This is a genomic window from Actinoplanes sp. HUAS TT8 (assembly GCF_051380535.1).
Lineage (GTDB): Bacteria > Actinomycetota > Actinomycetes > Mycobacteriales > Micromonosporaceae > Actinoplanes.
The window spans coordinates 11,273,711-11,293,694 of record NZ_CP195646.1 but is presented as its reverse complement, the minus strand read 5'-3'; the positions used below and the strand labels follow the sequence as shown (position 1 = coordinate 11,293,694).

Below are 19,984 nucleotides of genomic sequence, written 5' to 3'. Positions count from 1 at the left end.
TCAAGATCTCTCCCAGGGGGGTCTACCCACATAGTGGCGTGGCCGCGCACTTCGGTTGCCCGGGTGTGTGAGATTTTCGTGTTGACTGTCACTGGCGGCCCGGAATGAACTCCGGATACTCGCTGTTACGGCCGGAAAGCCCTTGTCTCGAGGAGGACTGCAGCGTGCTCGACCCACACGGGCTGTACGAGGTGACCGGGGAGCTGCCGACTCTGGACGAGCCGGTGCTCATCCAGGCGCTCACCGGGTTCGTCGACGCGGGCAGCGCGATCCAGCTCGCCCGGGAGAACCTGCTGGAGAACCTGGACAGCGAGGTCGTCGCGACCTTCGACATGGACCAGCTGCTCGACTACCGCTCCCGTCGCCCCCCGATGATCTTCGTGGCCGACCACTTCGAGAGCTACGAGGAGCCGGTCCTCGCCCTGCACCTGGTCCGCGACCAGCTGGGCACCCCGTTCCTGCTGCTCACCGGCCCCGAGCCGGACCTTCAGTGGGAGCGTTTCATCGCCGCCGTGACCGAGCTGATCGAGCGGCTGGGCGTCAAGGTCACCATCGGCCTCAACGCCATCCCGATGGCCGTGCCGCACACCCGGCCGGCCGGGATGACCGCCCACGCCACCGACAAGAGCCTGCTCGGCGACCACGAGCCGTGGCTGCAGCGGGTGCAGGTGCCGGCCAGCGTCGGCAATCTGCTGGAGTTCCGCCTCGGGCAGAACGGGCACGACGCGCTCGGTTATGCCGCTCACGTCCCGCACTACCTGGCCCAGACCGGCTATCCGGCCGCGTCCGAGCTGCTGCTCGACTCGGTCTCCGGCAACACCGGGCTGGCGCTGCCGACCGGCAAGCTGCGCGAGGCGGCCAAGCTGGTCCGCGAGGAGGTGGACAAGCAGATCGCCGACGACGAGCAGGCCGGGCGGCTGGTCACCTCGCTCGAGGCGCAGTACGACGCGTTCCTGCGCGGCCGGGCCAACAGCCTGCTGGTCGACGAGGACACGGCGCTGCCGACGGCCGAGGAGCTCGGCGCGGAGCTGGAGCGCTTCCTCGCCGAGCAGACCCGCGACGAGGGTTAGTTCTTCCCGAGCATCCAGTCGAGGACGACGGGGAGCTGGGCGTCCCAGTAGGGCCAGGCGTGTTCGCCCGGCCCGAAGACGGAGTTCAGCTCCACGCCGTTGGCCCGGCAGGCCGCGGTGAAGCGACGGTTCTGCGCCAGCAGGTGATCCTCGGTGCCGCAGCGCAGCATCAGCCGCGGCATCCGATGCGGGTCGCCGACCCGCAGCAGGTGCAGCAGATCCTCGTCGCTCCCGGCCACGACCCGGTCGGCGAACACCCGGCCGACCAGGGCGCGCATGTGCGGCCTCAGATCATGTTCCTGGATGTACGCGAGGTCGAGCGCCCCGGACAGCGTCGCCGCCGCCGCGAAGCGCTCCGGTTCGCGCAGAGCCCACTTCATGGCCCCGTAACCACCCATGGACAGGCCTGCGACGTACGTGTCCTCGCGCCGCCCGGAGATCCGGAAGAACTGCTTCGCCTTCTCCGGCAGCTCGGCCGAGAGGAAATCCCAGAAGCGCATCCCGTACGCCTCGTTGGCGTAGAAGCTCCGGTGCACCTGCGGCATGATCACGGCGAGCCCGTACTCGGCCGCGTACCGCTCGACCGAGGTGAAGCGGCTCCACGCGGAGTGGTCGTCGGTCAGCCCGTGCAGCAGGTAGAGCACCGGCGGCGGTGCGTCCCCGTCGCGGTCGGGAAGTATCACGGTCATCGAGGTGCGCAGTTCCAACGCCTCGGAGTCGAAGTCACACCGGATCAGGGCCACGCCGCTCATTCTGTGGCATCCGGCACACCGAGCCACTCTGCCGTCCCACCTCGTGGCGCCCGCTGGGCACTTCGTGTGTCCGATCCGCGGACAGCCGGCCATCGGCCGCGGCGCCGGCCAGGTGCGAGACCGTTGCGCGCGGACGACTGCGGTTCGTCCGTCCGGATCTAGTCGGCCGTTTCCTGGCTCGGCTTTCCCGCCGGAAGCCGCTTCCAGAACTGCCGCGCCGCGAACCCTTCACGGCGAAGCCAGTGCTCGGTATAGACGATCCGGTTCGGCTCGATCACGACGAGTGTGTCGCTCGGCGGTTCAGCAACCGAGCGGCCTCGTTCGGCGTGCTCGTTCTCCCAGCGGAACGCGTCCCAGTAGTGACCATGGTCGGGATCTCCGGGAGGTAGCACCCGGGCTTCGCCGAACAGCTGTGCGCCCCGGCTGCTGGCCAGCCCGACCAGCGGCGCGAAGATGCCGACGGATGCTCGAGGGTCAGCGGCCATGTTGCGCATTTTTGGTGACCGGGGCGCGGCAGTGAACATGACCGCGAAGTCGAGGGAGTAGTAGCGCACCGGCGTGGCCAGGGGCCCTTCCGGTCCGGCCGTGGCGAGCACGCACATGTTCTGCGAGGACAGCAGGTTGAGGATTCGCTCTTCAAGTCGCGGCCGAGGCAGTTGGTGAGCCGGCATGGGATCCGAGAGCCACAGATTCGTCAACGGCATTCGAGCTTCGTCCTCACGTAGTGACCTTGTTCAGTGTCTGAGGATGACATTTGGTCGGACGCCGGCTGGCAGCGCGAGTCCGAGAAGCGCGGCCGGGGACAGCTTGGAGGCATCAGCGAGCGGCTGCGGATGTCCGGTGCGCGGACGTCGAGGGGTGGGACGGCCGGGGCAACTTCGTCGATGCTCCGGCGGTTGGGAATGTCGTACCCGTCGATTAGAATGTATGTACGAAAGAGGGGCCCTGAGCTGCTGATCTTCGAACAGTTTAGAACACCTGTTCGAGGCCCGGCGGCGCGAGTGAGGAGACCGACGTGACCACGTCCACCCTGTCCACGATCTCGACCAACCCCGTGCCCGTCATCCCGCCGTACGCGACGATGCTGGGCTTCACCCGGTATGTCTCCCGCACCGGCCCCGCGAAGGCGACGTTCGTCGGCGGGCTCCGCAAGCAGCGCGAGCGGCGCAGCGGCTTCAACCCGCACGGCCAGCTGGTCAAGGCCTTGAAGGCGGACATCGCGTTCCGCACCGGCGGGAGCTATCTGACCGGCGTCGTCGACCTCGTGAAGGACCGGTGGAAGCCGCTCTACGAGTCGCTGCGCGCCGGCGCCCGGACCTATCTGGCCTCGCTCGGCGACCCCGAGCGGATCACCCTGATCCAGACGCGGGACGCCCTGGCCAGCGTCGGCCCGCTCGCCGTGAAGATCAACCCGCACTTCGGGCTGCGCTTCGAGGACGGGCATCGCGAGGCCGTCCGGATCCACTTCGACGAGGAGCCGCCGAGCCCGGAGCTGGTCACCGCCATGCTCCACCTGATGGCCCGGCACATGGACCAGATCCTGCCCGACGCCGATCCGGTCCTGGTCGACCTGCGGCGCGGCGTCACCCACCGCCTCAACCCGTCGACCCGGCCGGGGGATGTCGAGAGCTGGCTGGCCGGGGAGGCGGCCGCGTTCACGGCGATGTGGTCGGCCACCGCGGCCTGACCTCGGTCACGGTCGGCCCTCACCTCTGAGCCCGTTCCCCGGCGCGCTGCCCCGCGCCGGGGAACGGCCCTCCTCCGCCTGCCCGCCGCCCTTCCACGGCGCCCTGCGTGCCGCGCGCCGCTCACCGACGCGCCGCCCGCCGACGCGCCTGCTCGTTCTCGCTGGTCGGGAGCGGATCGGAGCCCCGCCGCCGGTCGGTTAGGGTGGCCGCGTGAGTCCGTTCCCCGGCGTTCTTCCGCCGCCCCGCGTCTGAGCGGGGTGTGAGCCACACCGTCCGAGCCTGACGCTCGGCCGGTGATTCCGTGCTGCGCTCCGCCGCCGATCCCACCGGACCGACTCACTCACGCGGAGCGTGCATGTTCTCGTTTCTCTCGCCCAGCGCCCCGGCCGGGGCCCGGCTGAGCCTTCTTCAACTGTCCGTCGCCGGCATCCTGTGGGGTACCGCCGGTGTCGTCGTCCAGGTCGTCGCCGGCCGCACCGGCCTGGGGGCCGTGGCGATCGGTTTCTACCGGCTGCTCTTCGCGGCCGCCACCATGCTGATCATCGGGTTCCCGGCGCGCCGGCAGATCTGGGCGGCCGTGCGGTCGGCCCCGGCCGCGGTCGTCGCCGCCGGGGTGGGCCTGGCCGCGTACCAGGCGCTGTATTTTGTCGCCGTGCGCCTGACCGGCGTCAGCATCGCCACCGTGGTCAGCCTCGGGCTCGCCCCGGTGCTGCTCAGTGTCTGGGAGACGATTCGCACCCGGCAGCGGCCGGGCAACGCCGAGCTGGCCGCCTCGGCCGCGGCGATCGCCGGCCTGGTGCTGATCTCGACGGTCACCGGGGGCGGCGCGACCGCGACCGGGCTCGGCCTGCTCGCGGCGGTCGGCTCCGGCACGGTGTATGCCGCGTCGACCGCGCTCAGCCGGCGGACCACCCAGGGCGTGCCGCCGATGATCCTGACCACGGTGTCCTGCACGATCGGCGCGATCAGTCTCGCCCCGATCGCGGTGGCGCAGGGTGTGGTGTTCACCCCGGAGTTGAAGCCGATCGCGTTGCTCGCCTATCTGGGCGCGATCACGACGGCGCTCGCCTATGCCTGCTTCTACACGGGGTTGCGGCACACCACGGGCAGTGTCGCCGTGGTCGTCACCCTGCTGGAGCCGTTGACCGCGGCGCTGCTCGCGGTCGTGCTCATCGGCGAGCCGCTGGCCCGGTCGACCGTCGTCGGCGGGTTGTTGCTGCTCGGCGCGGTGACCACGCTGTATCTGGGCGCCCGGCCGGCCGTGGAACAGCCGCTTCGGTCAGCGGACGTCTAGCGGCAACCGGACCAGGACCGTGGTCCCGGCGTCGTCACCGGTCAGCTCGATGCTGCCGTGATGACGCTCGACCACGGCCCGGCTCAGTGTCAGCCCGAGTCCACTCCCCGGCAGGGTCCGATCGTGGCCTCGGCTGGTCCGGTAGTGCCCGGTGAACAGCTGTTCCCGTTCGGCCCGGGGCACGTCCGCCGCGGCGTCCGAGACGGCCAGTTCGGCGGCCCGGCCGGCGCGGCGCAGGCTCACTTCGACGTGCCCGCCGTCCGGGCTGTAGCGGATGGCGCTGCCCAGCAGGTTCTCCACGATCTGCCGCAGCCGGTCCCGGTCGCCGGGCACGATCAGTTCGACCGGCAGGTCGGTGTCGATCACCACCGGGGCGGCGCCGATCGCCGTCCGGGTGCGGTCGACGACGTCGCGCACCACCTCGGCCAGGTCCATCGGCGTGCGCCGGACGTCGGCGTGCCCGGCGTCCAGCGCGGAGAGTTCCAGCAGCTCGTTGATGATCTCCCGGAGCTGCAGCGCATTGCGTTCGACCACGGCGATCAAACGCGGACCTTCCCGTACGAGGGTGGCCTCGTCCGCCTCGCGAAGCAGCTCGGTGTACGCGCTTATCGACGTCAACGGCGTGCGGAGCTCGTGCCCGATCAGCGCCAGGTACTCGTTCTTGCTGCGTACCAGCTGGCGTTGCAGGTCCTCGACCCGCTGCCGTTCCACGAACTGTCCCAGGTGCGCGGCGATCCCGGACATCAGCGCGACCAGTTCGTCCTCGGGGTCCTCGACCGCGTCGGCGAAGACGGTGAGCACCCCGATCGTCCCGGTCCCGTCGTGCACCGGGATCGCCAGCGCGGTGTGCAGCCGTTCCCGCGTGGTGTCCGGGGAGATCAGGCTCTGCGGCCGGCCCACGTCCCGGATCCACAGCGGCTTGTCGACCTGCCAGGCCCGGCCGGCCAGCCCCTGCCCGTAGGAGAGTTCGTCCGGCACCGGGATCCCGGTCGCCCAGCCGGGCGTGCTCCAGCGGGCCGCGGCCCGGATCGCGCCGGCCGCCGCGTCGACCATCCACAGCTCGGCGTGCACCCAGTCCAGGGTCGCGACGACCGCTTCCAGGACCCGGGGCCCGGCCGCCTCGATGCTCGGCGCCTCGGCCAGCGCGGTGGTCACGGCCAGTTCGCACGAGCGGAACCGTTCGGCCCGCCGCTGCCGGGTGACGTCCTGCATGGCCTGGACCGCGCCGACCACCCGGGCGTCCGGCCCGAGGATGGGTTGCGCATCCATCAGGTAGTGCCGGGTCCGTTTGGTCCGGCCGGGTCGCGCGACCGGCTCGTCCCGCAGCCGTTCCCCGCGCAGGGCCCGGAACAGTCCCGGCTCCTCGGCCCTGTCGGCGTCGTCGGTCCAGAGGCGCCGCATCCGCTCGTTCGCGAAGACCACGTGCCCGTCGGCGTCGCACGCGGTCACCCCGTCGTGCAGGCTCTCCAGCACCGCGTCCAGGAAGCGGTGCTGCTGTTCCAGCTCGTGCCGGGCCAGCTGCTCGCCGATCAGCAGCGTGGCCACCTCGGCCGCCTCGGCCACCGCGGACATCTGATCCGGTGTCCATTCGCGCGGCCGCAGGTCGTAGGCGCAGCATACCCCGAGCACCCGCCCGAGCCGATCGTGCACCGGATACCCCAGGTAGGCGCCGCCGTGTTTGCGGACCACTCCGGGCGGCACCCGTTCGTCCATCGTCGCGTCGTCCACGATCACCGCCCCGGCGCCGCGGACCACCAGCCCGCCGAGGGACCCGTCCAGAGCGGTGTCGGCGATCGCGTCCCAGTCGGCGGTGACGCCCCAGCTGCCGTACAGCCGAAGCCTTTCGCCCTCCACGAACTGGATGCACGCACTCGGCGTCTGCGCCCCGCGCGCGGTCAGGGCGGCCAGCTGATCCGCGGTTCCGCTGGTCAGCACCCCCCGATGCAGAACCGCACCCCCGAGCACGTCCCGCAACGCCTCGGCCGGCGACTCCCCGCCGACCCGGGCCCCGCGCCGCGGATCCGCTCCCGAACCCGCCCGCGTCTCGACGGCCGCCCCTGGTAGACCCGCCCGCGTCTCGACGGCCGGCCCCGGCCGACCCGCCCGCGGATCACCGGCACCTCCCGGCATGTTCGGGCGCGGTTCGACTGCGGCGGACGGTGGATTCGGGCGGGGGCCGATGGCGGCCGCCGCCGAGCTTGGATGCTCGTCGACGGCCGTCCCCCCGTAAAGATCGGCCGGGCGTGCGATGGCCGCGGCATCCGCCGCCCGAGCCCTTCCGGGCCGTCCGGCGCCACTGCCGCCGTCTTCTCGCCGCATGGCCGACCTCCACGGTTCAGCCTAGAGGCGCGAAAACCCTAAAACCGGCAAATCCCTCGGCCAGGCGACCTTTCTTCCCACCCCTTTTTTCCCGTACGGCCGCAGCCCCGCCCCACCTCTCCGACCCGCCCCGCCGCACCCCGCCCGCAAGCTCCGTCCAGCTCCAGGCCGACTCGCGCCTCCCGCCTCGGGCTGGTGCTGAGGGCTGTCTCAACGCCCTTGGGACAGCCGTCAGCACCAGCCCGAAGCGGGAGGCGCGCAGCGGGCCGGAGGTGGGCGGAGGTCGCGGAGGGGTGGACCGGGGGCGGGGCTACGGCCGTACGCGCAAGGTTTTAGATCTTGGTGAAGCGGAGGTCGCTGATGGGGCGACCGGCGGCGGTGCCGCGACGCTCGAACTTGGTCTCGGGGCGGGCGTGGGGTGTGTCCGGGAGCCGGCGCAGGGCCGGGTCGGCGGTGAGCGTCTCGGCCATGGCCTGCGCGTATTCGGGCCAGTCGGTGGCGCAGTGCAGGACGCCGCCGGGGTGGAGGCGGTCGCGGAGCAGGGCGACGTTGGCCGGCTGGATCAGGCGGCGCTTGTGGTGGCGGGCCTTGGGCCAGGGGTCCGGGAAGAAGACGTGGACGGCGTCCAGCGAGTCCGGGGCGAGGCGGTGGACGAGCTGCATGGCGTCGCCGAGGGCAACCCGGACGTTGGTCAGGTTCAATTCACCGACCAGGGCCAGCAGGTTGCCGATGCCGGGGGTGTGCACCTCGATCGCCAGGTAGTTCCGGGCGGGGTCGGCGGCGGCCATCTCGGCGGTGGCGTCGCCCATGCCGAAGCCGATCTCCAGGACCGTGGGTGCGTCGCGGCCGAAGAGTTCCGGCAGGTCGAGCCGGGTGCGGTCGCCGTCGAGGACGGTGAGGCCGTAGTGCGGCCACAGGGCGTCGTGGGCGTCGGCGTGACGCAGGCTCATCCGCCCCCGGCGCGGGTGGAATGTCCGGATCGGGCGACTCTCGGCGACGGAGTGAAGTTCAGGAGCGGTCTCAGTCATGGCGGCGACCACGATACGGGCGGTTGCCGGAGGCGGCCAATCTCAACGCCGGGCGGCCGAGGGCTGGGAGCCGGGGCGCAGCAGCGTGCGGGCGCCGGTCCGGAGGTCGATCAGGGTGACGCCCGAACCGGACCTGGACCGGGAGGTGACCAGCGCCCGGTTCGCGTCGAGGTAGGTCGGCTCGCGGTCCATCGGCGCGCCGATCGTGCGTTTCGCCCCGGTGCGAAGGTCGAGCTCGACGACGTGGACCGGCTGGTTCCCGGCCGCGGTCTCGCCCTCCTGGTAGGCGGTGTAGGCGAGCTTCGTCCCGTCCGGGCGCCAGGCCGGGATCACGGCGAAGCCGCGGTTCTGCAAGCTGCCGCCGCCGTAGGCCGCGATCATGCGTTCGGCTCCGGTCGCGATCGTGCCGACGGTCAGGCAGGCGTCGTAGACCGAGTCGCACTCACCGCCGCGGAAGGCGATCTGTTTGCCGTCCGGCGACCAGGCCACCGCGTCGTCGACCCGGAGACGGTCGGTCAGCGTCCCGGTCACCGGTTCCGGGGCGGTCTCGGCCGGCAGGTCCTCCCCGCGGCAGTCCCGCGGGAACAGCACCTGGGGTTTTCCGCCGGTGGCGGCGACGCGGTAGACCCCGGGGCCGCCGGTGCAGGACAGCGACGCGAACGCCAGCCATCTGCCGTCCGGGGACCAGGACGGCCCGGCGGCCGGACGGGTGGTGATCCGGCGCGGGCCGGTCCCGTCCGCCTTCATGGTCCACAACTGACCGTTCCTGATCGCGGCCAGTTGCCTGCCGCCGGGGGCGAACCGGGGACGGGCGTACCCGCCCCCGGTGGTGAGCCGCTTCTCGGTGGAGCCGGTGCTGACGTAGAGGTCGCCGCTACGGACGTACGCGATCGGGTTGGTCATGGAAACGACCGGCGCCGGGATGAGCATGAGAGCGGCCAGAACCGCCGTCGTCCCGATCATGACCGACCGCCTTCCGATGATTCCTGCCCGCGCTTACGTCCTGCACCATCGTCGCTACCGGCCCGCACCTAAGCCGTTCTCAACCGCGTGGACGGACCACCGCGGCGGCGCCACCGCCCCGGCGGACCGGTTCGGCGACGGCCAGCTGGCCGCCGTGCCGGGTGAACTCGATGGCGGTCGCGGCCCCGATCTCCGGCGCGTCCGGCCCGAAGACGTGTCCGAGACTGGTCAGCGCCGGCCCGTACGTGGTGTGGAAGGCCGGCTCGGCCTGGATCCCCGCGGTGTTGCGCTGGGCCGCCCGCGGCGCGGCGAGCGCCTGCGGCAGGGTCAGTCCCAGCCCGAGGCGACCGTAGATGATCTGCAGAACGGTCGTGATGATCGTCGACCCGCCGGGGGCGCCCACGGCCAGGAACGGCTTGCCGTCCCGGAGCACGATCGTCGGCGACATCGAGCTGCGCGGCCGCTTGCCGGGCCCGGGCAGGTTCGGGTCGGCGAACGTGCCCTGCGTCCCGGTGAAGTTGAAATCGGTCAGCTCGTTGTTGAGCATGAAGCCGCGCCCGGGCACGACCATGCCGTTGCCGCCGAACTGTTCGAGGGTGAGCGTGTACTCGACGACGTTGCCCCACCGGTCGGCGACGGTCAGGTTGGTGGTGCTCATCCCGGTGTCCGGGGTGGCCGCGGTGACCGACGGGGTGCAGCCCGACGGGCCGGGTGCGACCGGCTTGGTCAGGGCCCGGTCCGGGGAGATCTGGCAGGCCCGCTGCTTCGCCCACCGGTCCGAGAGCAGTTCGCGCAGCGTGGACTGCGGGGTGTCGGCGCCGATGTAGCGTCCCCGGTCGGCGAAGGCCAGCGCGGACGCCTCAAGGTAGTAGTGCAGCTTCTCCACCGTGGAGGCGGAGTCGAGCGGCGACGCCTCCAGGATGTTCAGCGCCTCGCCGACCGTGGTGCCGCCACTGGACGGGGTGGACATGCCGTAGACGGTCAGGCCCTGGTAGTCGGCCCTGGTCGGGGCCGGGTGCCGAACCTGATATCTCGCCAGATCAGAAGCGGTCAGCACACCGGGCCGGATCGGGTAGGCCCACGGTGAGCTGGGACTGTCGGAGATGGCGGGATTTTTCACGGTCTTCAGAAGGTCGGCACCGATGGAGCCGCGGTAGAACGCGCCGGTCCCCTTGCGCGCGATCTCGCGATAGGTGGCGGCCAGATCAGGGTTGCGGATCGTGGTGCCCACGGCCGGCGGCAGCCCACCGGGCAGATACAGCGCCTTGGTCGCGTCGAACTGCCCGAAGGCGCCCGCGTTCTCGGTCACCTGACGCCGGAACTCCCCATCCACGACGTACCCTCGATCGGCGACCTTGGCCGCCTCGGTGAGCGCGCTCGACAGCGACCGCGTCCCCCACTGCTCGGCGGCGGATTTCCAGGTCGCGAGCGTGCCGGGCACCCCGACGGACAGGCCGCTGACTCGCGCCTCGTCGAACGCGTAGGGCTGCCCGGTCGCCGGGTTCACGAAATACGCCGGAGTCATCGACGCCGGTCCGGCCTCCCGGCCGTCGATGGTGAAGACCTTGCGCGTACGGGCGTCGTAGTACACGAAGAATCCCCCGCCCCCGATCCCTGAGGCGAACGGCTCGGTCACGCCGAGCGTCGCCGCGGCCGCCACCGCGGCGTCCACCGCGTTGCCGCCGCGGCGCAGCACCTCCAGGCCGGCGGCGGTGGCCGTGGCATCGACGGTGGCGATCGCGCCGCCGTACCCTTCGGCGGTCGAGCTCTTGGCGGGCACCGCCGCGGATGCCGGCGTAGCGAGCCCGAGAGTGGTCAACGAAAGCGCGGCCAGCGCTGTAATGAACCGCATCGGCCCTCCAGACAGGACAGTGTCGGTTGTCGATCCCTGCCTACCGCTGAACCCGGCCGGGCACAACCGTTACCACGGCTACCCGATACCGAACGGCTCGGGTTCGACGGCCGGGCACGTCGTCCCGACCGGGGGCAGGGTCAGGTCGATCAGGTAACGCTCGACCGCCGCTTTCACGCAGGGGCTGTGCGAGTACGCGACGTGCCCCCACCCCTGATAGGTCAGCAGTCGCGCCGACGGCCCGAGCTGGACGGCCACCTGCTGCGCCCAGGCGTGCCCGGTGGCCGGGTCGTGCAGCGCGTTGACCAGCAGCATCGGCATCCGGGCGGGGGCCAGCCGGTGCTGCGGGCTGGCCGGCGGGTGCGGCCACCCGACACAGCCGGCGGCCGCCGAGAGCGCGATCGGCGAGGCCCGGACCTGCGGGGCGATCCTGGCCAAAGCATCAATTCTTCTTCGGTACGCGGTGAAGTCGCCCACCGGCAGCGACCAGTCCCCGCAGAACACCGCCGGGAAGCTGTTGGGCGTCAGGTCGATCGGCGGGACCGCGATGCGCCCGGCCGCCTGCCCGGGTTCGGCCGCGTCCTGCAGGTAGTGGGCGAACGAGAACCACTGCGGGTCGTAGAACGCACTGAACGCGGCCGAGATCAGCTCCCAGACGCCGAGTTTGGCCGGCGGGTCGTACGGGTCCTCCAGCGTCCCGGCCGCCGCCCGCTGCATGAGCGTCGCCCACAGCGCCGGGATGTCCTGGCCGCGCAGCACGCACCGGGCGTCCCGGGCGCACCACTTCACGAACTCGTCGAACGAGTCCTGCACCGACGCCGTCTCCTGGGACAGGAACGCGTCCACGTCCGCGCTGTGGTCCATCACGCTGTCCAGCACGGCCGCGCGCAGCGTTCCCGGGTACGTGTCGCCGTAGAGCTCGCCGATCATCGAGCCGTAGGACGCGCCGAAGATGCTGACCTTCGGCTCGCCGAGCGCGACCCGCAGCGCCTCGACGTCGCGGACCACGCTGCCGGTGTCGGCATGCTGGACCACCGGCCCGCTGCGCGCGGTGCAGTCCGCGGCCAGTCGCCGGTTGTAGTCGGCCAGCGCCCGGAACCCGGCCTCGCTGCCGACCAGCGGCGACGGTTTCGCGTCGACCAGCGCCTGGGAGCACAGCACCGGGGCGCTGCGGCCGACCCCGCGCGGGTCGAGCCCGATGATGTCGAACCGTTTCCGCAGGTCGGCGCTGAAGAAGTCGCCGTCCAGGGCCATGTTGACGGCCGAGCCGCCGGGGCCGCCCGGGTTGACGATCAGGACGCCGAGCCGGTGAGCCGGGTCGGTCGCCTTCCGCCGGGCCATCTGCAGCTCGATCGTCGGACCGTAGGGGCTGGCCCAGTCGGCCGGGACCCGCATCCGCCCGCACTCGACCCGGGCGTCCTCGGGACAGACGGCCCAGGTCACCGCCGGGTCGGCCCGGGCCGGCCGGGCGAACCCGGTCAGGGTGGCCAGGACGAGGATCGCGGCCGTGGCCGGCCACCGCAAAGCTCGCAAAACCCAACTCTCCGCCCTGCGCGGCGGGAGTCGGCCGCGCGGCCCTCATCTTGGGCCGCGGTTGCGCAACGATTCCGGAGAATGCCCGATTTTGCATCATATGGGGCATTCCTACGTCGATGGACATGGCAGGGTGGAATGATGCCGACCGTCACACGACTCGCCCTCGCGGCAGCCGGCGCCGCGCTGCTGACCGCCTGCTCACACGACGAGCCCACGGCCGCCCCGACGGTCGAACCGGTGCCCGCGATCTCCGCGGCCTCGTCCCCGGCCTCGTCCGCGCCGAGACCGGCGGCCCGGACACCGGATCTGAGCGCCGAGCCGGAGACGATCGCGACCGGGATCAAGGTCCCGTGGGGGCTGGCCTTCCTGCCCGACGGCAGCGCGCTCGTCGCCGAGCGGCAGACCGGCGACATCTATCAAGTCCGACCGGGTGCGGCCAGGAAGAAGGTCTACACCGTGCCCGGGGTGCGGGCCGGCGGTGAGGGCGGCCTGCTCGGGCTGGCGTATCTCAAGGGTGACGTGTTCGCGTATTTCACCGGTGACGACGACAACCGGATCGTCCGCTTCGCGCTGAGCGGCGGCGACCCGGTGGTGATCTTCAAGGGGCTGGACCGAGGATCCCGGCACAACGGCGGGCGGCTCGCGTTCGGGCCGGACGGCATGCTCTACGTCGGCACCGGGGACGCCGGCGACGAGCCGCAGTCGCAGAACCGCGACGATCCGAACGGCAAGATCCTGCGGATCACCCCCGACGGTAAACCGGCGCCGGGCAACCCGTGGCCGGGCTCACCGGTCTGGAGCATGGGCCACCGCAACGTGCAGGGCCTGGCCTGGGACGCGCAGGGGCGGATGTACGGGATCGAGTTCGGTCAGGACACCTGGGACGAGGTGAACATCATCCAGCCCGGCAAGAACTACGGGTGGCCCGAGGTCGAGGGCAAGGCCGGCGACCCCCGGTACACCGACCCGATCGTGCAGTGGCGCACCGACGACGCGTCCCCGAGCGGGGCCGCGGTCGCCGGCGACACGCTGTACGTGGCCGCCCTCAAGGGCGAACGGTTGTGGGCCGTCCCGCTCGACGGCGGGACGGCCAAGGCGGAACTGGACCGGAAGTACGGGCGTCTTCGCACGGTCGCCGTGGCCCCCGACGGTTCGCTGTGGCTGACCACCTCGAACACCGACGGCCGCGGCGATCCGCGCGACGGCGACGACCGGATCCTTCGCTTCCCGGCCCGATGACGCTTACCGGTGGGTGTTGGGCGGGATCTCGGGCAGGGCGGAGATGGCTTGTGCGTAAATCGCCATCTGCTTGACGTTGGGGACCACGCCGTAGACCCGGAGCTGGTCGGCTAGCGCCTGTTTCACCTGGTCTTCGGCTTGGCCGCGATGGGTCTGGGCCACCCGGTTGACGACGTAGTCAACTCGTAGTTGCGCCTGCCAGCCAGCTGAGCGCTGGCCGCCGGCTGAGGCGAGGCTGCTGATAGAGGCGAGGGGTTCCATGCCCAGGTGATCGGTCGCCGGTGGGTACCTCTTGAAGATATGAGGACCCTGTGCAACGCGATGACAACCAGGGCACACCGGACCGGACATCATTCCGCCTGGTCCGGCGCCTCCTCGGGCTCCTCGGCCACCGGCTTCGGCGGGTTGAGCCGCAGCCAGAGCAGCATGAGCAGGCCGAGCGCGAGCATGGCCAGCCCCATCCACAGGTTGATCCGCACGCCCTGGGCCTTGTCGATCTCCGACGGGCTGTCGAAGAGGCCGATGATCGTGACGATCACGCCGTACAGGGTGAACATGCCGCCGATGACGGCGCGTAGGTCGAAGAGTCGATTCATGCCAAGCTCACCCTCACTCACCAGAACGGGATGTAGAGAACGACGGCCAGGACCACCGCGATCGTGCCGAGCAGCACCGGGTTGCGCCACCAGACCTTGTCGGCCGCGATGATCACGTCGGCGCCGGTGCTCGGACCGGCCAGGCCGTAGACCAGGCCGTGCAGCTCCTCCTCGGGCTTGGGCGGGGTGAACAGGGTGACCACGATCGCGACCACCACTGCGGTGACGAACGCGGCGCCGGCGCCCCAGAAGCTCTCCTCCAGGTCGGAGTTGAACGTGAAGACGTCACCGAGGTAGCCCAGGTAGAGCGTCAGCGAGGCGAGGAAGCCGAGCACGAGCGAGTAGAAACCGGCCCACGCGGACATCCGCTTCCAGAACATGCCGACGATGAACGTGGCGAACAGGGGCGCGTTGAACAGCGAGAACAGCGCCTGGATGTAGTTCATGATGTTGTCGAAACCGGCCGCGATGAACGCGGTCCCGATCCCGATGATCACGCCGACGATCGTGGCGATCCGGCCCACCCGCAGGTAGTAGCCGTCGGGACGGTCCTTGCGGATGTAGGACTGCCAGATGTCGTACGTGAAGACGGTGTTGAATCCGCTCACGTTGGCCGCCATGCCGGCCATGAACGACGCCACCAGGCCGGTGACGGCGACACCGAGCACGCCGTTCGGCAGCAGGTCGCGCATCAGCAGCGGGATCGCGTTGTTGTAGGTCAGGTCCCCCTCCTTGGCCCCGAGCCCCTGCACGGTGACCAGGGCGATCAGGCCGGGGATGACGGTGACCGCGGGGATCAGCAGCTTCGGGAACGCGCCGATGATCGGGGTCCGCCGGGCCGCGCTCATGTCCTTGGCGCTCAGCGCGCGCTGCACCTCGGCGAAGTTCGTCGTCCAGTAGCCGAAGGAGAGCACGAAACCGAGACCGAAGATGATCCCGATCCAGTTCGCCCCGAGCGGGTTGTCGCTGCTCGCCGTGTTGCTGAAGGTGTGCAAGGCCGAGTCGCCGATCGGGCTGGCCTGCACCTTCTCGACCAGGCCGTGCCAGCCACCGACCTTGACCAGGCCGATGATGGTGATCGGGATGAGACCGGCCAGGATCACGAAGAACTGCAGCACCTCGTTGTAGATGGCCGAGGAGAGACCGCCGAGCGTGATGTACGACAGCACGATCGCCGCGCCGATCACGATGGACAGCCAGAGCGGCCAGCCGAGCAGCGCCTGCAGGATGAGCGCCAGAGCGTAAAGGTTGACCCCCGCGATCAACACCTGGGCAATCGCGAAGCTGACCGCGTTGAACAGGTGGGTCGGCCGGTTGAACCGTCGCCGGAGGAACTCGGGAACGCTGCGGACCTTGGATCCGTAGTAGAACGGCATCATCACGATGCCGAGGAAGACCATCGCCGGTACGGCCCCGACCCAATAGTAGTGCAGGGTCATCATGCCGTACTGGGCGCCGTTGGCGGCCATGCCGATGATCTCGAGGGCGCCCAGGTTGGCCGAGACGAAGGCCAGACCGGTCACCCAGGCCGGCATCGACCGGCCGGAGAGGAAGAAGTCGGAGCTGTTCTTGATGGCCCGCCGGGCCATGAAGCCCACACCCAGAACAGTGATGAAATAGATCGCGAGGATCAGATAGTCGACGAAATCGACGTCGAGCCGGAGTCCGCTCACGGGCCCACCTCCCAGGTTCGGCCCGGACCTACCCGAATCGAAGATGTTTCACACGCGTTGCGTGATCAACGTCTCCAGTCCGTCCAGAATGCGCTCCAGTCCGAATCGGAACGCCTGGTCGTGGCCACCCTGGACGGCCATGTCGGCCAGCGCCGCGGAGATCGCCGGGAAACGGGCCGCGTGCTCGGTGATGGCCTTGATCAGGCCGCCCTCCGAGGGTTGGACGACCAGCGCCCGGACCTGGCCGGCGATGACCGCGACGGTGTCCATCCGCTCCGCGCCGGTCAGCCCCTCGGGTAGGACGGCCAGGGCCGCTTCCATCCAGCCCAGTTCATTCGGCCCGACCGGACGACTGCCCGCGGAGGCTTCGATGGCCCACGGGTGAGCGACAAAAACGGATATGAGCGATTCGGACCACGTGGTCAGTGCCGCGCGCCAGTCCCCCGCGGACAAGACGGGCGGGCTACCCATTCCGCGCTCCAACATCACGGCCACCAATTCGGCCTTACCCGGCAAATACCGATACAGCGCCATCTTGGTGTAGCCGACATCAAGAGCGACCCGCTGCATCGAGACCGCGGCCAGTCCTTCCGCGTCGGCCACCGCGATCGCCGCATCCGCGATCGCGTCCAAGGTCAGCGCCTTTTTCGGCCCACGCCGGCCGCCCGAGTTCTCCTGCCACAGGAAATCCATGTTGCCCTCCACCGAAACTGCGTCTACCGTACACAGAAATAACTGAGTCCGATGGACACAGTTTCAAGCGTTGGAGGAGACATGGACGTCCTGATCTCGGGCGCGAGCATCGCCGGCCCCGCCCTCGCCTACTGGCTGGGCCGCTACGGCCACCGGGCGACGATCGTCGAGATCGCCCCCCAGCTGCGGACCGGCGGCCAGGCCGTCGACTTCCGCGGCCCGCTGCACATGGGCATCCTGGAGAAGATGGGGGTCGTCGGCGAGCTGCGCGCGGTCGAGACCCACGGCACCGCGATGCGCTTCGTCGACGAGCACGGGGCACGGCTGATGGAGTGGCCGGCCGGGCTGGCCGGTGGTGATCTGGAGGTGCTCCGCGGCGACCTGGCCCGGATCCTCTGCGACGCCGGCAAGGAGACGGAATACCTGTTCGGCGACCGGATCACCGCGATGACCGAGACGCCGGCGGGCGTCGACGTCACCTTCGCCTCCGGCCGGGAGCGCACGTACGACCTGGTCGTCGGGGCCGACGGGGTGCACTCCGGGGTGCGCCGGCTGACGTTCGGGCGTGAGGAGCAGTTCGTCAAGCACCTCGGTTACTACGTCGCCACCTGGCCCGTCGCCAACGAGTGGGGCCTGGACCGCACCTCGCTGCTGCACAACGCGCCCGGCGTGATGATCAGCGTCGGCGGCGACCACCAGGACCCGTCCCGGGCCGGCGTCTTCGCCGCCTTCGCCTCACCCGAGCTGCGCTACGACCGCCGCGACCCGGACCAGCAGAAAGCGATCCTGCGCGACCGCTTCGGCGGCCTGGGCTGGCTCGCCCCGCGCCTGCTGGACGAGCTCGACCGCGTCGACGACCTCTACTTCGACCAGATCTGCCGGGTCGACGCCCCGGAGTGGACCCGCGGCCGCGTCGCCCTGCTCGGGGACGCCGCCTGCGGTGCCACGATCGGCGGCCAGGGCAACGGGACGGCCGTCGTCGCCGCCTACGTCCTGGCCGGCGAGCTCGCCCTGGCCGGCGGCGACCACCGGATCGCGTTCCCGCGCTACGCCGAGCGGATCCGCAAGTTCGCCCGCGGCACCCAGAAAGGCGGCGACACGACCGGCCGGTTCCTGGCCCCGCGCACCGAGCGCGGCATCCGGATGCGCAACTGGATGAACAACCAGGAGTGGATCCTGAACCTGACCTTCAAGCTCGCGGCGGACCGCAGCACCAACCTGGCGCTCCCGGCCTACCCCCTCTGATGCGCTCAAGACCGCTGCGCGCCTTCCGGTTCCCGGCTGGCACTGAGGGCTCTTTCCCGTACGTCATGACAGCCCTCAGCACCAGCCGAGCCCCCGAGCCGCGCCGCGGGCCGGCACCGCGCGGACCTCGCGCAAGCGGTTGCGCGGACCGGGGCGGGCGGTTGCGCGGGCCGAGGCGGGCGGTTGCGCGGACCGGGGCGGGGCCGGCGTTTTTGATCACAAGTTGGGTGGGGTGGTGCACGAAAAGGGGGCGAGCGGCGTCTGAGTCGCCGTGGAACAGCGTGAGGAAGAGCCGGCCGGGAACGGACGGCACCGGGCGTCCGGCGCTCTGACCGGCGAGACGGTCGTCATCCGTACCTCTCAGGCACCGACCGGAAAATTCGCGGCGCTGAAGCCGGAGGCGCTACGGCAACCCACCGCCCTGCTGTCCGCGGTGCCCGGCCGGGCGGCGCAAGCCGCGAAGGCCGGCGCCGAGCCCGACGCCGCACTGGGCGCCGCGATCGTCATCCCCACCACACCGACCGACGAGCCGGACGAGGCGGACGAGGCGCCGAAACGTGGCGAGCGGGTGGTCAAGCTGCGGGCGAAGCAGACCGAGGACGGCTATCAGAGCGTCTACTCGGAGCTGACCCGGCCGACGCTCACCTCGCGCATCCGGGGCGGCATCCGGGTCTCGGGCGAGCTGGCGATCACGTTCGGCCTGGTCGTGATGCTGTTCGCGGCGTACGAGATCTGGGGCAACGGCGCCGAGGTGCAGGCCCACCAGGACACCCTGTCGAGCGAGCTGGACCAGCAGTGGGACAACCCGGCGCTCGCCACCACGCCGAAGGGCCCGGCCGCGCCGGGAAGCAGTCTGATCGGGCGGCTCTACATCCCGAAGCTCGACAAGGAGTGGGTCGTCGTCGACGGCGTCCGGGACATCGACATCAAGTTCGGCCCCGGGCACTACCCGGGTTCCGCGATGCCCGGGCAGATCGGGAACTTCTCGGTGGCCGGGCACCGGATCCCCAAGACGTTCTGGCGGATCGACGAGCTGAACACCGGTGACGTGATCGGCGTCGAGACCCAGAATTTCTGGTACGTGTACCAGGTCTACGGCGACGAGACGGTCAAGCCGAGCGCGGTCGAGGTCGTCGCCCCGGTCCCCGACCGGCCCGGCGTCACGCCGACGAAAGCGCTGCTCACCCTGACGACGTGCACGCCCAAGGGCAGTCACGCCAAGCGGCTCATCATCCACGCCGAACTCGTCGCGAAGACCCCCCGCGACGAGTCCCGGCCCGGAGCCGGAATTCCGGCCGTGCTGGGTTAGGCGGCGTCCGGGCGCGGCCGGGACACCGGTCGCGCCCGGTCACGCCGGGCCGGGGCGCGGCCGGGGACATCGGTCGTGCTCGGGCTACGCCGCGTCCGGGTGGGCGTCGGGCAGGGCGGCGACGACCCGGAGCAGGTCGGCGACCGAGATCGTGCGGTCCCGGTCGGCCGAGGCCAGCCCGGCCAGCACCCAGTCCCGCATCAGGGCGGTCGGTTTGAGGCCGCGCTCGGTGGCGACCTGGCGCAGCTGCTGGTACGCCTCCACGGGGAGGCGGAACGAGCAGACCACCTTGGGTTCGGTGTCCGGCGGCGGGGGCAGCTCGGTGGGGCCGCCGTCCACGAATGTGATCTCACCGTTGGCCACGGCGTCCACGGCCGCGGCCAGGTCCTTCTCGGCATATGACTTCATGACTGACCGGCCTCCCACTGCTCGAACCGCACGAGCTGCTTCTCGTCCATCTCGCGAGCTCCGACGATGACATAGTCGAAGTCGCCGACCTGGCGAATCACCACGATCAGGGGCCGGCCCATCAGGGTCCGCCCCCAGACGGTGAGAAGCAGCACTCCGGCGGCCTCGGCCGGCACCGGGCGGCGTCGCCTGGCACCGAGCACCTGTGTCACCTCGGCGGGATCGATGCCTCGCAGCGCCTGCAGGGCCACTTCGAGCCATTCGTATCCCACGGCCCCAGCGTATTACGCGCGTAATACGCCGGGAAGCCTCCGAGCGT

At 70.8% G+C, this 19,984-nt stretch carries 19 protein-coding genes; 6 read left to right on the top strand and 13 right to left on the bottom strand.

The genetic code is table 11. The annotated features are described in order from the left end of the window. The first annotated feature begins 164 nt into the window (after positions 1 to 164). Positions 165 to 1,070: a proteasome assembly chaperone family protein gene (locus ACSHV8_RS50410; RefSeq protein ID WP_436527629.1), complete on the top strand. Its 906-nt coding sequence runs from the start codon at positions 165 to 167 to the stop codon at positions 1,068 to 1,070. Here the strand turns inward: ACSHV8_RS50410 and ACSHV8_RS50405 are convergent. Then, on the bottom strand, positions 1,067 to 1,813 hold the full coding sequence (locus tag ACSHV8_RS50405) for an alpha/beta hydrolase (RefSeq protein ID WP_436527627.1): 747 nt from the start codon (positions 1,811 to 1,813) through the stop codon (positions 1,067 to 1,069). The genes ACSHV8_RS50410 and ACSHV8_RS50405 overlap by 4 nt on opposite strands. 167 nt (positions 1,814 to 1,980) lie before the next feature. Then, the gene (locus ACSHV8_RS50400; protein WP_436527625.1) at positions 1,981 to 2,526 is read right to left on the bottom strand and encodes a pyridoxamine 5'-phosphate oxidase family protein; all 546 of its coding nucleotides are present in this window, start codon (positions 2,524 to 2,526) and stop codon (positions 1,981 to 1,983) included. Positions 2,527 to 2,903: 377 nt separating this feature from the next. On the opposite strand from ACSHV8_RS50400, the gene ACSHV8_RS50395 reads away from it, so the two are divergent. Both ACSHV8_RS50395 and ACSHV8_RS50390 read left to right on the top strand, forming a co-directional pair. Then, positions 2,904 to 3,509: a hypothetical protein gene (locus ACSHV8_RS50395; RefSeq protein WP_436537338.1), complete on the top strand. Its 606-nt coding sequence runs from the start codon at positions 2,904 to 2,906 to the stop codon at positions 3,507 to 3,509. A 356-nt stretch (positions 3,510 to 3,865) separates the two neighbouring features. Further along, entirely contained in the window at positions 3,866 to 4,804 is a 939-nt protein-coding gene (locus ACSHV8_RS50390; RefSeq protein WP_436527623.1) for a DMT family transporter, read from the top strand. Here the strand turns inward: ACSHV8_RS50390 and ACSHV8_RS50385 are convergent. The 5 genes from ACSHV8_RS50385 to ACSHV8_RS50365 all read right to left on the bottom strand — a co-directional run bounded on the left by ACSHV8_RS50385 (position 4,790) and on the right by ACSHV8_RS50365 (position 12,499). Next, complete coding sequence (locus ACSHV8_RS50385) at positions 4,790 to 7,123, bottom strand: ATP-binding protein (RefSeq protein WP_436527621.1); 2,334 nt, start codon at positions 7,121 to 7,123, stop codon at positions 4,790 to 4,792. The genes ACSHV8_RS50390 and ACSHV8_RS50385 overlap by 15 nt on opposite strands. 332 nt (positions 7,124 to 7,455) lie before the next feature. Then, a complete protein-coding gene (trmB, locus tag ACSHV8_RS50380) occupies positions 7,456 to 8,151 on the bottom strand; it encodes a tRNA (guanosine(46)-N7)-methyltransferase TrmB (RefSeq protein WP_436527619.1) in 696 nt (231 codons plus the stop codon). 42 nt (positions 8,152 to 8,193) lie between these two features. Further along, on the bottom strand, positions 8,194 to 9,114 hold the full coding sequence (locus ACSHV8_RS50375; RefSeq protein ID WP_436527617.1) for a hypothetical protein: 921 nt from the start codon (positions 9,112 to 9,114) through the stop codon (positions 8,194 to 8,196). Positions 9,115 to 9,193: 79 nt separating this feature from the next. Further along, the gene (gene ggt, locus ACSHV8_RS50370) at positions 9,194 to 10,966 is read right to left on the bottom strand and encodes a gamma-glutamyltransferase (RefSeq protein WP_436527615.1); all 1,773 of its coding nucleotides are present in this window, start codon (positions 10,964 to 10,966) and stop codon (positions 9,194 to 9,196) included. Positions 10,967 to 11,044: 78 nt separating this feature from the next. Beyond that, the gene (locus ACSHV8_RS50365; RefSeq protein WP_436527613.1) at positions 11,045 to 12,499 is read right to left on the bottom strand and encodes an alpha/beta hydrolase; all 1,455 of its coding nucleotides are present in this window, start codon (positions 12,497 to 12,499) and stop codon (positions 11,045 to 11,047) included. A 141-nt stretch (positions 12,500 to 12,640) separates the two neighbouring features. Here ACSHV8_RS50365 and ACSHV8_RS50360 point away from each other — a divergent pair, with 141 nt between their 5' ends. Next, positions 12,641 to 13,741, top strand: a complete 1,101-nt coding sequence (locus ACSHV8_RS50360) for a PQQ-dependent sugar dehydrogenase (protein ID WP_436527611.1) — start codon at positions 12,641 to 12,643, stop codon at positions 13,739 to 13,741. 3 nt (positions 13,742 to 13,744) lie between these two features. On the opposite strand, the gene ACSHV8_RS50355 is transcribed toward ACSHV8_RS50360, so the two are convergent. The 4 genes from ACSHV8_RS50355 to ACSHV8_RS50340 form a co-directional block, all read right to left on the bottom strand. Next, positions 13,745 to 14,002 carry a hypothetical protein gene (locus tag ACSHV8_RS50355; protein ID WP_436527609.1) on the bottom strand — a complete coding sequence of 86 codons (258 nt, stop codon included), beginning with the start codon at positions 14,000 to 14,002 and terminating at the stop codon, positions 13,745 to 13,747. Positions 14,003 to 14,091: 89 nt separating this feature from the next. Beyond that, complete coding sequence (locus ACSHV8_RS50350) at positions 14,092 to 14,337, bottom strand: hypothetical protein (protein ID WP_436527607.1); 246 nt, start codon at positions 14,335 to 14,337, stop codon at positions 14,092 to 14,094. Between the two features lie 17 nt (positions 14,338 to 14,354). Beyond that, the gene (locus ACSHV8_RS50345; RefSeq protein WP_436527605.1) at positions 14,355 to 16,010 is read right to left on the bottom strand and encodes a sodium:solute symporter family protein; all 1,656 of its coding nucleotides are present in this window, start codon (positions 16,008 to 16,010) and stop codon (positions 14,355 to 14,357) included. Between the two features lie 48 nt (positions 16,011 to 16,058). Continuing rightward, entirely contained in the window at positions 16,059 to 16,703 is a 645-nt protein-coding gene (locus ACSHV8_RS50340; protein ID WP_436527603.1) for a TetR/AcrR family transcriptional regulator, read from the bottom strand. 81 nt (positions 16,704 to 16,784) lie between these two features. Here ACSHV8_RS50340 and ACSHV8_RS50335 point away from each other — a divergent pair, with 81 nt between their 5' ends. Both ACSHV8_RS50335 and ACSHV8_RS50330 read left to right on the top strand, forming a co-directional pair. Further along, complete coding sequence (locus ACSHV8_RS50335; protein WP_436527601.1) at positions 16,785 to 17,948, top strand: FAD-dependent monooxygenase; 1,164 nt, start codon at positions 16,785 to 16,787, stop codon at positions 17,946 to 17,948. 271 nt (positions 17,949 to 18,219) lie between these two features. Further along, positions 18,220 to 19,257 (top strand): class E sortase, encoded by a 1,038-nt coding sequence (locus ACSHV8_RS50330; RefSeq protein ID WP_436527599.1) that lies wholly within the window; start codon positions 18,220 to 18,222, stop codon positions 19,255 to 19,257. Between the two features lie 84 nt (positions 19,258 to 19,341). On the opposite strand, the gene ACSHV8_RS50325 is transcribed toward ACSHV8_RS50330, so the two are convergent. Further along, positions 19,342 to 19,665 (bottom strand): hypothetical protein, encoded by a 324-nt coding sequence (locus tag ACSHV8_RS50325; protein WP_436527597.1) that lies wholly within the window; start codon positions 19,663 to 19,665, stop codon positions 19,342 to 19,344. Next, positions 19,662 to 19,937, bottom strand: coding sequence for a hypothetical protein (locus ACSHV8_RS50320; protein WP_436527595.1), 276 nt, complete (start codon positions 19,935 to 19,937; stop codon positions 19,662 to 19,664). The genes ACSHV8_RS50325 and ACSHV8_RS50320 overlap by 4 nt, the downstream gene beginning before the upstream one ends. Positions 19,938 to 19,984 lie beyond the last annotated feature (47 nt).

Excerpts from the sequence above, each read along its gene's own strand:
- ACSHV8_RS50395 (WP_436537338.1), top strand. The coding sequence starts at position 2,904 with ATGCTGGGCTTCACCCGGTATGTCTCCCGCACCGGCCCCGCGAAGGCG.
- ggt (WP_436527615.1), bottom strand. The coding sequence starts at position 10,966 with ATGCGGTTCATTACAGCGCTGGCCGCGCTTTCGTTGACCACTCTCGGG.
- ACSHV8_RS50400 (WP_436527625.1), bottom strand. The coding sequence starts at position 2,526 with ATGCCGTTGACGAATCTGTGGCTCTCGGATCCCATGCCGGCTCACCAA.
- ACSHV8_RS50360 (WP_436527611.1), top strand. The coding sequence starts at position 12,641 with ATGCCGACCGTCACACGACTCGCCCTCGCGGCAGCCGGCGCCGCGCTG.
- ACSHV8_RS50375 (WP_436527617.1), bottom strand. The coding sequence starts at position 9,114 with ATGATCGGGACGACGGCGGTTCTGGCCGCTCTCATGCTCATCCCGGCG.
- ACSHV8_RS50340 (WP_436527603.1), bottom strand. The coding sequence starts at position 16,703 with ATGGATTTCCTGTGGCAGGAGAACTCGGGCGGCCGGCGTGGGCCGAAA.
- ACSHV8_RS50385 (WP_436527621.1), bottom strand. The coding sequence starts at position 7,123 with ATGCGGCGAGAAGACGGCGGCAGTGGCGCCGGACGGCCCGGAAGGGCT.
- ACSHV8_RS50325 (WP_436527597.1), bottom strand. The coding sequence starts at position 19,665 with ATGAAGTCATATGCCGAGAAGGACCTGGCCGCGGCCGTGGACGCCGTG.
- ACSHV8_RS50355 (WP_436527609.1), bottom strand. The coding sequence starts at position 14,002 with ATGGAACCCCTCGCCTCTATCAGCAGCCTCGCCTCAGCCGGCGGCCAG.
- ACSHV8_RS50350 (WP_436527607.1), bottom strand. The coding sequence starts at position 14,337 with ATGAATCGACTCTTCGACCTACGCGCCGTCATCGGCGGCATGTTCACC.
- ACSHV8_RS50390 (WP_436527623.1), top strand. The coding sequence starts at position 3,866 with ATGTTCTCGTTTCTCTCGCCCAGCGCCCCGGCCGGGGCCCGGCTGAGC.
- trmB (WP_436527619.1), bottom strand. The coding sequence starts at position 8,151 with ATGACTGAGACCGCTCCTGAACTTCACTCCGTCGCCGAGAGTCGCCCG.
- ACSHV8_RS50335 (WP_436527601.1), top strand. The coding sequence starts at position 16,785 with ATGGACGTCCTGATCTCGGGCGCGAGCATCGCCGGCCCCGCCCTCGCC.